Origin of the sequence: Actinomycetospora sp. CA-053990 (assembly GCF_050948445.1) — a bacterium.
Classification (GTDB): Bacteria; Actinomycetota; Actinomycetes; order Mycobacteriales; family Pseudonocardiaceae; genus Actinomycetospora; species Actinomycetospora callitridis.
This window is the reverse complement of sequence record NZ_CP192043.1, coordinates 1,088,204-1,100,899: the sequence shown is the minus strand read 5'-3', so window position 1 is coordinate 1,100,899 and position 12,696 is coordinate 1,088,204. Positions and strand designations below refer to the sequence as shown.

Sequence of the window (12,696 nt, the reverse complement as noted above, 5' to 3'; positions counted from 1 at the left end):
TCAGCGGTGCAGCCGCGTCGTGTGCTCGGTGGTCGCGACGACCCGACCCCGCTTGATCACGGCGCGGCGGTGCGCGCGATCCAGCAGGGCGTCGGTGGCGGTGGGCGCGGCCAGCAGGACGAGGTCGGCGACGGCGCCGACCTGCAGGCCGTACTCGTCGCCGATCCCGAGGATCCGCGCGGCGTCGTCGGTCGCCATCCGGATCAGTGTCGCCAGGTCGTCCGGGCCGCCCAGGTGCGCGGTCTGGGCGAGGAACAGCGCGATCTCGAGGACGTCGGCGTTGCCGAACGGAGTGAAGCCGTTGCGGATGTTGTTGGACGACAGGCCGGTGCGCACGCCCGCGTCGAGCAGGTCGCGCACCGGGGCGATCCCGCGGCGCACGTTCGCGTCGTCGGAGCGCCCGCCCAGGTGCACGTCGGTGGCCGGGAGCACCACGACGGCGACGCCGGCGTCGGCGAGGTCGGCGACGGTGCGCTTCCGTGCGTCGGCGCCCAGGCTCGCCAGCGACGTCATGTGTCCGACGGTGACCCGGCCCGCCATGCCGTGGGCGCGGGTGCGGTCGGCGATGTACCCGGCGAGGGCGTAGCGGGGGTCGGAGGTGTCGTCGGCGAAGTCGGCGTGCAGGTCGACGGGCACCCCGAACCGCTCGGCCAGCGCGAACACGCGGTCGACGTGGTCGCGGCACTGCTCGGGCGTCGCCTCCATGTAGCTGCAGCCGCCGACGACATCGGCCCCGGAGCGCAGGCCCTCGACGAGCAGGTCCTCGGTGCCCGGGCTCTGGAGGAGACCCTCCTGCGGGAACGCGACGACCTGCAGGTCGACGAGGTCGGCGTGGGACTCCCGGAGCCCGAGCAGCACCTCGAGACCGAGCAGCCCGACGACGGGGTCGACGTCGGCGTGGGCCCGGATCGCGGTCGTGCCGTGGACGACGGCCTGCTCCAGGACCTGGGCGGCCCGCGCGCGGACACCCTCTCCTGTGAACCCGCGCTTGAGCTCCCGGGTGAGGGCGACCGCCCCGGCGAGCGTGCCGTCGACGTTCGGCTCCTGGGCGTCGAGCAGCGCCTTGTCGAGGTGCAGGTGCGGTTCGATCAGCCCGGGGATCACGGCGTCGCCGGCGCAGTCGACGGTCTCCCGGGCGTCCTGGTCGGCCGCTCCGATCGCCACGATCCGCCCGTCGTCGACGGCGATGTCGACCGGCGCGTCGTGGCCGGGCACCCGCGCGTCCCGCAGCAGCAGGTCCGTCATCGCACGCTCCTCGGCTCGTCCGGCGCCGGGACGGCGACGTCGCGCGGGGGTGCCCCCGCGCGGCTGGGACGATGCGGGCATGTCCGGACCCCAGCCCGTGACGGTCGACGGCGCCGCGCTGAGCGCCAGTGGAGTCGACTGGGACGTCGAGAAGGCCACCGAGACCCTCGTCGCGACGCTCGCCGACGCCGACGAGGCGGGGTGGTACGGCGCGCTCGAGGTCGAGCGGCCGTGGTCGTCGCACAACCCGCGCCTCGACGGCGAGTTCGCCCGCGCGGGCGCCATCCACCGCTACCTGTGCCGCGAGCTCGCGTCCCTTCTCGTCCTCGGGGCGCGGATCACCGCGCGGGCGTCGCGACCGCAGCCGCCGTTCGACGACCCCGCGTTCTTCGCCGCGCTCGACGAGGACCGCGTCGACATCCGCGCCAAGAAGCTCTTCCTGTTCTCCCCCGAGCGCATGGCGCTCTCGGTCGACCGCATCGCGCACTACACCGGCACCCCGGCCGCGGCCTTCCAGCGCCACGTGCTCTTCACCAACTACGCGATGCACGTCGAGGCGTTCCTCGAGCGCTTCCCCGACGCGGACCGGCCGGCGCGCGACGGCACGCAGATGCCCGCCTACCACCACCGCACGGAGGCCGGCGACGGCGTGAGCCTCGTGAACATCGGGGTCGGGCCGGCCAACGCGAAGACGGCGACCGACCACATCGCGGTGCTCCGGCCCGACACGATGATCATGATCGGGCACTGCGGCGGGCTGCGGAACCACCAGCAGAAGGGCGACTTCGTGCTGGCCACCGGCTACCAGCGCGCCGACCACGTCCTCGACGAGGTGCTGCCCCTCGACGTGCCCGTGGTCCCGAACCACCGGCTCAACACGTTCCTGCTCGACGCGCTCGCCGCCGCCGGCCGGCCCTACCGCCTCGGCATCGTGCACACGACCGACAACCGCGACTGGGAGTTCAACCAGCAGGCGGCGCTGCGCGCGATGCGCCTGAGCCGCAGCGTCGCCGTCGACATGGAGTCGGCGACGATCGCGACCAACGGCTTCCGCTACCGCGTCCCCCACGCCACTCTGCTGTGCGTCTCGGATAAGCCCTTGCACGGGTCGCCGAAGCTCGCCGCGGGCGCGCAGGAGTTCTACGAGGCCTCCAAGCGCCACCACCTCGACCTCGCGCTGACGGCCCTGGAGTCGGTCCGCCGCGAGCACCCCGAGGGCCTGCCGGGCCAGGAGATCCGCGCCGTCGACGAGCCCCTCTTCGGCGGCCCGCCGGACCTGTGAGGGCCTATCGGCGTGCTGTGTTGTCGGAGCGGCCCACGACGGAGTCGCCTCGGAACAGGCGACGCGCGCGGGCACGGAAGCCGCGTTCGGTGAGCGCGAGGATCGCCCGCAACGGCGGCGGGGCGTCGGCGACGAGCGCCCGGCGCTCGTCCGGGGAGGCGTGCGAGATCACCCAGGGCACGACGAACGTGAGCGTGGCGAGCCCGAGCGTGCCGCGGAACCGCTCCTGGAGCCGGGCGTAGTCCTCCACCCGGACCCGGTCGACGATGATCGGGAAGACGTCGCGCTCCTCGTCGGCCACGTGACGCACGAGCAGGTCCGCCACCTCCCGCAGGACCGCGGCGAGCTCCGGGGTCGCCGCGTCGGCGGTCGCGAGCACGCCGGCCCGGTCGAGCAGGGGGTCGAGCCGCTCGTGGTCCTCGGTGAGCGCGACCAGCGCGGTGCGGTCGCCGGCGATCTCCTCGAGCAGGGGCCAGACGTCGTCATCCTCCACGTGGTGGTGATTGACGATCTCGGACGTGACCCCGCGCAGGTAGCGGCGCAGCAGCCGGAGGCGCCGTCGATCCGGGGCCCGGACCAGCTCCCCGGCGACGGACGCCAGGCGTGTCATGTCCGTGGTCATGGCGCGGTGCACGACGCGGTAGTCGGTCAGGTCGGGCGCGGGCTCCCCCGGCGTCCGGCTCGTGAAGGCGTTCGGGGTGGTCGTGGCGGCCATGGCACGTCTCCATCGCGTAGGAAGTACTTCCGATGGAGTCACACTAACTTGAATTGAGTCACGGTCCAACCAAATGACTCTCAGCGACCGGACGGATGCACCGCGACCTCGGTGGCCTTCACCGCGAACCACAGCTCGTCGCCCGGCTCGACGCCCAGCTCGGCGACGGCGGCCGGGGTGACGTCGGCGGCCAGCCCGTCGGCCCACCCCGGGCCGCGCCCCGAGGCGCCGGCGCGCAGCCGAACGACCTCGCCCTGCGGCTCCATCGCCGCGAGCCGCACCGGCACGACGTTGCGCGGGCTGCCCGCGGGGCGCTCGCGGTGCACGGCCACCGAGCGCGGCGCGAACACCGCGACGGCGGGCTCGCCCTCGTCGACGGGCTCGGAGGCCGTGCCGGACACGAGGGTCCCGTCGGGGGCCTTGATCCCGCCGGCGCACGCCGTGCCGGTGACGAGGTCGAGGCCGGCGATCCGCGCCGCGAACCCCGAGCGCGGGCGGGCGAGCACCTCCGCGGTCGGGCCCTGCTCGACGACCTCGCCGTCCGCCAGCACGACGAGCCGGTCGGCGAGGACGACGGCGTCGAGCACGTCGTGGGTGACGACGAGGACGGTCTGGCCGACATCGCGCACGACCCGGCGCAGCACGGCCCGGACGGCGGGCGCCGCGTCGACGTCGAGGGCGGCGAAGGGCTCGTCGAGCAGCAGCAGGTCCGGCTCCACGGCCAGGGCGCGGGCGATCGCCACCCGCTGGGCCTGCCCGCCGGAGAGCTCGGCGGGGCGGCGGTCGGCGAGCTCGGCGACGCCCATCTCGGCGAGCCAGCGGTCGGCGACCGTCCCCGCGGCCCGACGACCCTGCCCCGCGCTGCGCGGCCCGAAGGCCACGTTCTCGCGCGCGGTCAGGTGCGGGAAGAGCAGCGCCTGCTGGCTGAGCAGCCCGACCCGGCGGCGGTGCACGGGCACCGCGACGTCGTCGTCGGTGTCGGTGAGCACCCGGCCGGCGAGGGTCACCGACGCCGACTCCGGAGCGAACAGGCCGGCCAGCGTCCCGAGCAGCGTCGACTTGCCCGACCCGTTCGGCCCGAGCACCGCGACGACCTCGCCCGGCGCGACCTCGACGGCGACGTCGAGGGTGAAGCCGCCGCGGCGGGTGGTGACGCGGGCGGCGAGGCCCGCGGTATCCGCGCGGAGGGCACCATCAACCGCTCTCACCGGCTCGAGGTGCCCTTCGCGCGACCCCGCGGCGCTCACCGGACCCCGCTCGCGTCGCGGGTGCGGGTGGCGACGATGACGAGGACGGCCACGACGACGAGCAGCAGCGAGAGCGCCACGGCGGAGTCGAGGTCGTCCTGGGAGTCCAGGTAGATCAGCAGCGGGAGCGTGCGGGTGGTGCCCTGGAGGCTGCCGGCGAAGGCCACGGTCGCGCCGAACTCCCCGAGCGCACGGGCGAAGGCGAGCACGGCGCCGGAGATCAGCCCGGGCAGGACGACGGGGACGGTGACCCGGCGCAGCGCGGTGAGCGGGGAGGCCCCGAGCGTCGCGGCCACCATCTCGTAGCGACTGCCGGCGGTCCGCAGCGCACCCTCGAGGCTCACGACCAGAAACGGCATGGCGACGAAGGTCTGGGCGATCACCACGGCCGCGGTCGAGAACGGCACGGTGATCCCGAACCAGGCGTCGAGCAACTGACCGACCGGGCCGGTGCGCCCGAGCAGGAACAGCAGCGTCAGTCCGCCCACCACGGGCGGCAGCACGAGCGGGAGCAGCACGATCGAGCGCCACACCGGCAGGCCGGGCAGGTCCGAGCGCGCCAGCACCAGCGCCAGCGGGCCGCCCAGCACCAGGCACAGCAGCGTCGAGATCAGCGCGGTCTCCAGCGACAGCTGCAGGGCGTCGAGGGCGGCCGCGCTGGTGATGAGCGTGCCGAGACGGGGCCAGTCGGCCCGGAGCACGAGCCCCGCGACGGGGACCGCGATCAGGCCGAACCCGACGACGGCCGGCACCCACACCGGCCACGGCAGGGCGTTCCCCACCGTCCCGGTGCGGGTGCGCGCGCCCGTCACTTCAGCGTGAACCCGGCCTGGGTCAGCGCGGCATCACCCTGGGGCCCGGTGACGAACTGGATCCAGGAGTTGGCGAGGTCGGCGTTCTGGCTGCCGGTGACCGCGCCGATGAGGTAGTTCTGCGCCGCGCCCTGGGCGGTGGCCTGCGGGAAGTCGATCCCCTGCACCTGCCCGTCCGCGGACCGGACGTCGCTGACGTAGACGAGGCCCGCGTCGACGTTGCGGGTCGTGACGCGCTGGAGCACCGAGCGCACGTCCTGCTCCTCGGACACCGGGTCGAGGGTGACGCCGGCGGCCCGCTCGGCGGCCTCGGTGGCGGCGCCGCACGGCACGGCGGGCGCGCAGACCGACTCGGTGACCTGCGGGCCCACCAGGGACGAGAGGTCGACGACCTGCTTCGGGTTGCCCGGCTGGACCGCGATCTGGAGCTTGTTGGTCGCGTAGGTGACCGGCTCACCCTGGATGCGACCGGCCTGCTGCGCGGTCTGCATCGTCTTGGTGCTCGCCGTGGCCAGCACGTCGGCCGGGGCACCCTGCACGACCTGCTGGGCGAGCGTGTCCGAGCCGCCGAAGTTGAACTGCACCGTCACGCCCGGGTTGGCCTGCTCGAACTGGGGCTTGAGCTGGTTGTCGACGCTGGTGAGCGACGCGGCGGCCGAGACCGTGAGGGTGCGTGGCGGAGGCGCCTGCTGCTCGCTACCCGACCCCCCGCACGCCGCGACGCCGAGGGTCAGGGCGGCGGCCAGGCCGGCGAGGACGACTGTGCGGGCGCGGGTCACGCCATACCTCCGGGGGTCTCGACGATGATGTGCGTCGCCTTCACGACCGAGACGGCCAGCGAGCCGACCTCGAGCCCGAGCTCCTCGACGGCCTCGGTGCTCATCAGGGACACCACGCGGTGCGGCCCGCACTGCATCTCGACCTGCGACATGACCTTGTCGCTGGCGATCGCGGTGACGAGGCCGACGAAGCGGTTGCGGGCCGAGCGCCCGATGCCCGAGGGGTCCGGGACGCTGTGGGCCTGCGCGCGGGCGAACGCGGCGAGGTCCGCCCCGGCGATGACCTTGCGGCCGCTCGCGTCGATCGAGACCGGCAGGGCGTCCCCGTCGGTCCACCGGCGGACGGTGTCATCGCTGACGCCCAGCAGTCGGGCGGCCTCGGCGATCCGGAAGTGCGTCACGTTCGGGGAGTCTAGAGCCGCCGATGCGCCTGTACAGCCCCGGACCTCGCCGCAGGTCCGGGATGGCGCCGGCGACGGCCCCGGCGACGGGCGTCACTGCCCTCGCGCGCAGGCCGAGAGCGGTGGGATGGTGCGGGGGTGGACTTCGCACCCAGTGCCGCGGCGCAGGATTACACCGATCGCATGCGGGCCTTCCTCGACGAGGCCGTGCTGCCGGCCGAGAAGGTCTACGAGGAGTGGCGGGAGGAGCGGCGCGGGACGACCGCCGAGCACGAGCTGCCGCCGATCGTCGAGGACCTCAAGGCCGAGGCCCGCCACCGTGGCCTGTGGAACCTCTTCCTGCCCGACGTCTCGGGCCTGTCCAACCTCGAGTACGCGCCGGTCGCCGAGGTGTCGGGCTGGTCGCCGGTCATCGCCCCCGAGGCGATCAACTGCCAGGCGCCGGACACCGGCAACATGGAGACCCTGCACCTGTTCGGCACCCCCGAGCAGAAGCAGGACTGGCTCGAGCCCCTGCTCGCCGGCGAGATCCGTTCCGCGTTCGCGATGACGGAGCCCGCGGTCGCCTCGTCGGACGCCACCAACATCACCACCTCGATCCGCCGCGAGGGTGACGAGTACGTCATCACCGGCAAGAAGTGGTGGATCTCCGGCGCGTCCGACCCGCGCTGCCAGATCTTCATCGTCATGGGCAAGACCGACGTCGACGCCCCGACGCACCGCCAGCAGTCGATGGTGCTCGTCCCCCGCGACACCCCGGGGCTCACGATCAGCCGCGCCCTGCCGGTGTTCGGCTACCAGGACCAGCACGGGCACTGCGAGATCGAGCTCAACGAGGTCCGCGTCCCGGTGGCGAACCTCCTCGGCGAGGAGGGCGGCGGCTTCGCCATCGCCCAGGCCCGCCTCGGCCCCGGGCGTATCCACCACTGCATGCGCCTCATCGGCATGGCCGAGCGCGCGGTGGACGCGATGGTGCGGCGGGCGAACGAGCGCGTCGCGTTCGGCAAGCCGCTGTCCGAGCAGGGCGTCGTGCGCGAGCAGATCGCCGAGAGCCGCATCGAGATCGAGCAGGCCCGCCTCCTCGTGCTCAAGGCCGCCTGGATGATCGACAACGTCGGCTCCCGGGGCGCGGCCACCGAGATCGCCGCGATCAAGGTGATCTGCCCGCGGATGGCGTGCAGCGTCATCGACCGCGCGATCCAGATCCACGGCGGCGGCGGGGTGTCCGACGACTTCCCGCTGGCCTACGCCTACTCCTGGGCGCGCGCCCTGCGCCTGGCCGACGGCCCGGACGAGGTGCACCTGCGCTCCGTCGCCCGCCAGGAGATCAAGGCCCACTGAGTACGTGAGTGATTTTCCCGGCTATAGCCGGGAAAATCACTCACGGGTCAGGTGCGGGCCGAGCGGGTCGGCGCGGGCGAGAACAGGCCCAGGCGCCAGGCGTGGCTGACCGCCTGCGCCCGGTCGCTCGCCCCGAGCTTGCGGAACAGGTGCCCGGTGTGGGACTTGACCGTGTGGTCGGAGAGGTAGAGACGCCGGCCGATGTCGGCGTTGGTCAGCCCGCGGCTGACGCCGATGAGCACCTGCACCTCGCGCACGGAGAGCTCGAGGCGCTGCTGGGCCTCCAGATCGACCACCACGTCGCGCAGGGCCCCGTCACCCACCATCTCGCCGGCGGGGGCGCCCGCGGGCCGTGGCACGAGGTCGTCGCCCGCCGCCGTCGAGGCCACGCTGCGGACCAGGGTGCGGATCATCGCGCGCGGCGCGTCCCAGCGCAGGAAGCCCGCGGCCCCGTCGGCGAGGGCCTGCTGGGCGGGCGCGTCGGCGCCCGCCGACCCCGCCACGAGGACGGCCGCACCCGGGACGTCCGCGAGCACGCGGCGGACCACCGCCAGCCCGGTCGGCTCGGTCTCGGAGATCCCGACCACCGCGAACGCCCGCGGCGTCGCGGCGAGGCGGGCGAGCAGATCGTCCGCGTCGCGGGCGGCGGCGACCGGGTCGGGAGCGGCGACGGCGCGGACGAGCAGACGCAGGCGACGGCGGTCCTGCGGCCGCTCGTCGTGGACCACACAGGTCGCGCCGGTCCCCCCGTCCTCACCCACCCCGGTAGAGGTACCTCATCGGGGCGATCTTCGGCGCATCGACGCGCGGCGCGACGATCAAGGGAATGACAGGGGTGTAAGTCGCCGGATCGGGTATCACCCACATGCGTCTCGTGTGTTTCGCTTGTCGACGCAGCGTCGACCTCCTTGCATGGGCGCCGACCGTCCTCCACTCGCGGGGGACACCGAGGCCTGAGGAGTGCCCATGCCGGGTCGCCGTGTCCTGCTCGCCGCGGTCGCGGTGGGTGCGGCCCTCGCGGCAGGCCTCATCGCCCCGTCGGCCTCCGCCCTCCCGTCGAGCGAATCGTGGGCCGCCGAGCTCGCGGTGGACGGCGGCGACGACAGCAACGTCGTCGTCCGCGACGAGGCGGTGCGCCTGGGCAACCTGGCGCCGCGCCGCACCTCCACCGGCGACGTGCCGGCCGAGGGCGACCTGCTCCTGGCCCCGCGCCGCCCGGCCGCCGTCACCGACCGGGTCGCGACCGAGGTGACCGCCGACGTGCCCGCGGGCGCGCAGGTCATCGTCGCGGTGCGCGGCATCCGGGACGACGGCACGTGGGGCGAGTGGGACGAGGCGGGGACGGGCGATCCGGCGGAGCTCTCCGAGCTGACCTCGGAGATCCAGGTCCGGATCACGCTCGTCGCGTCGACCGACGGCCGGAGTCCGGCCCTGCGCCGGCTCTGGCTGACCGCCGACCGCTCCCCCGTCGGCTTCGGCGTCCCGGCCCCGGCCACCGCGCTCACGTCCCGTGTCTTCGCGACCAGGATCGGGCTCGTCGGCAACGACACCGCCAACGGCCACGAGGTCGAGCGCGACGACCGCTTCGTCGCCCTGCCCTCGCGCCGCGGCCTGAGCCCGCGCGGCGGCGGCGACTACACGGTGCGCGTCTGCGCCACCGCCACGCGCTGCACCTGGGCGCCGGTGTGGGACGTCGGCCCCTGGAACACACGCGACGACTACTGGAACCCCGCGGAGCTGCGCCGGACCTTCGCCGACCTGCCCCGCGGACGCCCTGCCGCGGAGGCCGCCTTCGTCGAGGGCTACCGCGGCGGCCGCGACGCCACCGGGCGCCGCGTGACCAACCCCGCCGGCATCGACCTCGCCGACGGCACGTTCCGCGACGACCTCGGGCTCACCGACAACGCCTGGGTCACCGTCACCTACCTCTGGACCGGGCGCGGCCCGTCGGGCACGGCGCTCGACCGCGCCACGCGGCTCGACGTCCGGGCCGCCCCGGCGCCCGACGCCGCCGTCGTCGGCTCCGTGGCCCCGCAGGCCCGCATGTCCTACGAGTGCGCGGCGCAGGCCGCGGGCGGGCGCACCGGGGTCGGCACCCGGTGGATCCGCCTCGGCACCGCCCAGTACGTCCCGGCCGAGCTCGTGGAGGCACGCGATGTCCCGTCCTGCTGATCCCGCCGTGCGGGGCGGCGCGCTCGCCGTCGCCGCCGGGGCCCTCGGGCTCGCCGTGATCCTCGCCGTCCCCGCCGCCGCGGCCACGCCGACGCCCGGCGAGAGCTGGTCCGCCGAGATCGCCCTCGAGGGCGGCGACGACCAGGGTGTCGTGCTCACCGACGGCGCCGTCCGGCTCGACGGCGTCCCCAACGGCGAGGTCGTGCTCGCGCCGCGCCGCACCCTCGGGCTCGTCGACGGCATCGCCGGCGTCCCCGCGGTCGACGTGCCCGCGGCGCCGCCGTCGTCGTCGAGGCCCGTGGCCTGCAGCGCGACGGACGCTGGGGCGACTGGGTGCGGGTGCCCCGCGAGGGCGCCGCCGACCTCGGCGACCCGACCGGCGAGATCGGGATCCGCATCCTGCTGCGCCGCGCCGACGGCGGCGAGAGCCCGGTCCTGCGCGGGCTGTGGCTGACGACCACCGCCGCGGCCCCGCCGACCAGCGTGACCACCCGGACCTCGACCGTCACCGTCTCGCCCAGCACGCGACCGACGACCACGACCACCGCGCCGACGACCACCACCACACGGCCGACGACCACGACCACCAGCGAGCCGACCACGACCACCACCCGGCCGACGACGACCACCACCTCGGCGACGCCCACGAGCACGACGACCACAGCGCCCCCGTCGTCGTCGACCACCACCCGGCCGACCACCACCACGACCCGGCCGACCACCACGCCGACCACCACGCCGACCACCACGACGCCGCCGGTCACGACGACGACCACGTCGGCCACCTCGACGACGACCACGTCCGAGTCGACCACCGAGCCGGAGCCGACCACCGAGCCGGAGCCGACCACCGAGCCGGAGCCGACCACCGAGCCCGAACCGACCACCACCACGCCGACGAGCACCACCACGACGACCACGACCACCCCGCCGGTGATCCCGCCGCCGGGCCTCGTGCCCCCGGGCCTGCCGCCCCTGCCCACGACGCTGCCGGTGCCCCTCCCCGTCGCGGCGTCGGACGCGGGCGAGACGAGCTCGTGGTGGGGCTCGGACCTGATGGGCTGGCTGGCGCGGGCGTTCTGATCCAGGAGGCCCGGATCAGCCCGGGACGCCGACCGTCTGGGCGGTGAGGACGCCGTCGACGTCGCGCACGCCGATGAGGCTCACGCGCGTCCCGCGGGGCAGGGCCGTCACCGGACCCGGCCGCGGCTCCTGGTCGACGACACGCGTGGCGGGCGAGGTCCGCACCGCGATCAGCCGCCCCTCGGGGGTGCGGACGGCGAGCAGCCCGTCGGACGTGCTCTCGAGCGTGCCCACGAGCGGCGTGCCCTCCCCGGCGGGCGGGGCGCAGGTCTCGCAGCCGACGGCGAGGTGGCGGTCGGCGATCACCCCGCCGACGCCCCCGAGGACGAACGCCGTGAGCACGGCCAGGCCGATCACCCAGCGGCGTGGTCGGCGGCGCCGGTCCGGCGTGGGCGGCGGTAGCGGCTCCCCGCGGGGGTCGGTCTCGTAGTCGGCGGGCAGGTAGTCGTCCCGGCGGTCGTCGGAGTAGTCGGGGTGGTCCGCGTACTCGTCGCGCCCGCTCACGGCCGCGGCTCCTCGCCGTCGCGCGGGACCAGCACGCGGTCGCCGAGCCGGAGGCCCTCGCGCACCTCGATCGAGGTCGCGTCGGCGATGCCGGTGGTGACGGTGACGAGCCGGTTCGGGCCCCGGCCGTCGGGCGGGGGCGTGAGGACGGTGCCGCGGTTCGGGCCGGTGGGCCGCACCGCCGACGGCGGCACGACGAGCACGCCGACGGCGCGGCTGACGAGGATGCGGACGTCGGCCGCCTGGCCGACGCGCATCGTCTCCGGAGGGAGGGTGGTGGCGACGGTGACGCCGTAGGCGCCGTCCGGACCGGGCGCGGGCTCGACGCCCACGACCTCGCCGAAGACCGTCGGGCCGACCCCGTCGACGGACGCGGCCGCCGCCTGACCCGGGGCGACACGGGCGACGTCGCGGGGGCCACCGAGGCGCGGACGACGAGGGCGCCGAGATCCGCGAGGCGCACGAACGGTCGGCGGACCGGCGCGTCGTCCGGGGTGGGTGCGCCGGCGAGCACACGCTCGCCGACCTGCCCGGCGACGGCGGTCACCGTGCCGTCGCGGGGGCCCGCAGGACGGTGCCGTCGAGGACGCGGGTCGCCTCGGCGAGCTCCGCGCGGTCGCGCGCGGCCGTGGTCTCGAGGCGCCCGAGCAGGGCCGTGTCGGAGGGACGGCGCTGCGAGCGGTCTGGAGGTCGCGGACGTCGGTGGCGACGGCGACCTGGGCGGCGCTGACCCGCGCGCGGGTCGGCCCGTCGTCGAGGGTGGCGAGCACGTCCCCCGCGCGGACGACGGTGCCGGGCGCGACGGGGATGGTCGTGACCTCGCCGCTCACCGCGAACGACACCTCGGACTCGCCCGCGCTGCGGACCGCGCCCGGCACGCGGACCTCGGTGACGACGTCGGCCCGCACGACCGGCACCACGGACGCCGACGAGCCGGCCAGCAGCTGTGGCTGGCGCAGCAGGGTCCAGGTGCCGGCGACCCCGGCGACGAGCAGGAGGACGAGCACGGTCGGCAGCAGCCAGCCCAGGCGGCGCCGACCGGTGGACATGGTCGCTGACGGTAGTGGGCGGCGACGCCCCGTCCGGGGAACCGATCGCCCGGGCGTGTCAGGCCG

The 12,696-nt window shown here is 75.2% G+C and carries 14 protein-coding genes; 5 read left to right on the top strand and 9 right to left on the bottom strand.

The features are described from left to right. Positions 1-1,245: an amidohydrolase family protein gene (locus tag ACQPYN_RS05675; protein ID WP_433034475.1), complete on the bottom strand. Its 1,245-nt coding sequence runs from the start codon at positions 1,243-1,245 to the stop codon at positions 1-3. A 79-nt stretch (positions 1,246-1,324) separates the two neighbouring features. Here ACQPYN_RS05675 and ACQPYN_RS05670 point away from each other — a divergent pair, with 79 nt between their 5' ends. Further along, positions 1,325-2,527 carry an AMP nucleosidase gene (locus tag ACQPYN_RS05670; protein WP_433034473.1) on the top strand — a complete coding sequence of 401 codons (1,203 nt, stop codon included), beginning with the start codon at positions 1,325-1,327 and terminating at the stop codon, positions 2,525-2,527. A 4-nt stretch (positions 2,528-2,531) separates the two neighbouring features. Here the strand turns inward: ACQPYN_RS05670 and ACQPYN_RS05665 are convergent, their stop codons facing one another. The 5 genes from ACQPYN_RS05665 to ACQPYN_RS05645 form a co-directional block, all read right to left on the bottom strand. After that, positions 2,532-3,242 (bottom strand): hemerythrin domain-containing protein, encoded by a 711-nt coding sequence (locus ACQPYN_RS05665; RefSeq protein WP_433034471.1) that lies wholly within the window; start codon positions 3,240-3,242, stop codon positions 2,532-2,534. Between the two features lie 80 nt (positions 3,243-3,322). Continuing rightward, a complete protein-coding gene (locus ACQPYN_RS05660; RefSeq protein ID WP_433034469.1) occupies positions 3,323-4,450 on the bottom strand; it encodes a sulfate/molybdate ABC transporter ATP-binding protein in 1,128 nt (375 codons plus the stop codon). Positions 4,451-4,485: 35 nt separating this feature from the next. Further along, positions 4,486-5,259 carry an ABC transporter permease gene (locus ACQPYN_RS05655; RefSeq protein WP_433038748.1) on the bottom strand — a complete coding sequence of 258 codons (774 nt, stop codon included), beginning with the start codon at positions 5,257-5,259 and terminating at the stop codon, positions 4,486-4,488. Positions 5,260-5,297: 38 nt separating this feature from the next. Next, positions 5,298-6,080, bottom strand: a complete 783-nt coding sequence (modA, locus tag ACQPYN_RS05650; RefSeq protein ID WP_433034467.1) for a molybdate ABC transporter substrate-binding protein — start codon at positions 6,078-6,080, stop codon at positions 5,298-5,300. Then, complete coding sequence (locus ACQPYN_RS05645; RefSeq protein ID WP_274192072.1) at positions 6,077-6,481, bottom strand: TOBE domain-containing protein; 405 nt, start codon at positions 6,479-6,481, stop codon at positions 6,077-6,079. Before ACQPYN_RS05645 ends, modA begins: the two co-directional genes overlap by 4 nt. Before the next feature lie 138 nt (positions 6,482-6,619). On the opposite strand from ACQPYN_RS05645, the gene ACQPYN_RS05640 reads away from it, so the two are divergent. Then, positions 6,620-7,822 (top strand): acyl-CoA dehydrogenase family protein, encoded by a 1,203-nt coding sequence (locus ACQPYN_RS05640; protein ID WP_328301851.1) that lies wholly within the window; start codon positions 6,620-6,622, stop codon positions 7,820-7,822. Positions 7,823-7,869: 47 nt separating this feature from the next. On the opposite strand, the gene ACQPYN_RS05635 is transcribed toward ACQPYN_RS05640, so the two are convergent. Continuing rightward, positions 7,870-8,583: a response regulator transcription factor gene (locus ACQPYN_RS05635; RefSeq protein WP_433034464.1), complete on the bottom strand. Its 714-nt coding sequence runs from the start codon at positions 8,581-8,583 to the stop codon at positions 7,870-7,872. 205 nt (positions 8,584-8,788) lie between these two features. On the opposite strand from ACQPYN_RS05635, the gene ACQPYN_RS05630 reads away from it, so the two are divergent. From ACQPYN_RS05630 to ACQPYN_RS05620, 3 genes are read left to right on the top strand one after another with little or no spacing between them, the layout of a single operon-like run. Further along, positions 8,789-9,994 carry a hypothetical protein gene (locus tag ACQPYN_RS05630; RefSeq protein WP_433034462.1) on the top strand — a complete coding sequence of 402 codons (1,206 nt, stop codon included), beginning with the start codon at positions 8,789-8,791 and terminating at the stop codon, positions 9,992-9,994. Next, positions 9,978-10,448 (top strand): hypothetical protein, encoded by a 471-nt coding sequence (locus ACQPYN_RS05625; protein WP_433034460.1) that lies wholly within the window; start codon positions 9,978-9,980, stop codon positions 10,446-10,448. The genes ACQPYN_RS05630 and ACQPYN_RS05625 overlap by 17 nt, the downstream gene beginning before the upstream one ends. Continuing rightward, a complete protein-coding gene (locus tag ACQPYN_RS05620; RefSeq protein ID WP_433034458.1) occupies positions 10,334-11,077 on the top strand; it encodes a hypothetical protein in 744 nt (247 codons plus the stop codon). Before ACQPYN_RS05625 ends, ACQPYN_RS05620 begins: the two co-directional genes overlap by 115 nt. A gap of 15 nt (positions 11,078-11,092) precedes the next feature. On the opposite strand, the gene ACQPYN_RS05615 is transcribed toward ACQPYN_RS05620, so the two are convergent. Beyond that, positions 11,093-11,581 carry a hypothetical protein gene (locus ACQPYN_RS05615; protein WP_433034456.1) on the bottom strand — a complete coding sequence of 163 codons (489 nt, stop codon included), beginning with the start codon at positions 11,579-11,581 and terminating at the stop codon, positions 11,093-11,095. Next, positions 11,578-12,630: an efflux RND transporter periplasmic adaptor subunit gene (locus ACQPYN_RS05610; protein ID WP_433034454.1), complete on the bottom strand. Its 1,053-nt coding sequence runs from the start codon at positions 12,628-12,630 to the stop codon at positions 11,578-11,580. The genes ACQPYN_RS05615 and ACQPYN_RS05610 overlap by 4 nt, the downstream gene beginning before the upstream one ends. Positions 12,631-12,696 lie beyond the last annotated feature (66 nt).

What these genes read in the sequence shown, in the direction of transcription:
- ACQPYN_RS05675 (WP_433034475.1), bottom strand. Translation starts at nt 1,245, where the DNA reads ATGACGGACCTGCTGCTGCGGGACGCGCGGGTGCCCGGCCACGACGCG.
- ACQPYN_RS05670 (WP_433034473.1), top strand. Translation starts at nt 1,325, where the DNA reads ATGTCCGGACCCCAGCCCGTGACGGTCGACGGCGCCGCGCTGAGCGCC.
- ACQPYN_RS05665 (WP_433034471.1), bottom strand. Translation starts at nt 3,242, where the DNA reads ATGGCCGCCACGACCACCCCGAACGCCTTCACGAGCCGGACGCCGGGG.
- ACQPYN_RS05630 (WP_433034462.1), top strand. Translation starts at nt 8,789, where the DNA reads ATGCCGGGTCGCCGTGTCCTGCTCGCCGCGGTCGCGGTGGGTGCGGCC.
- ACQPYN_RS05625 (WP_433034460.1), top strand. Translation starts at nt 9,978, where the DNA reads ATGTCCCGTCCTGCTGATCCCGCCGTGCGGGGCGGCGCGCTCGCCGTC.
- ACQPYN_RS05610 (WP_433034454.1), bottom strand. Translation starts at nt 12,630, where the DNA reads ATGTCCACCGGTCGGCGCCGCCTGGGCTGGCTGCTGCCGACCGTGCTC.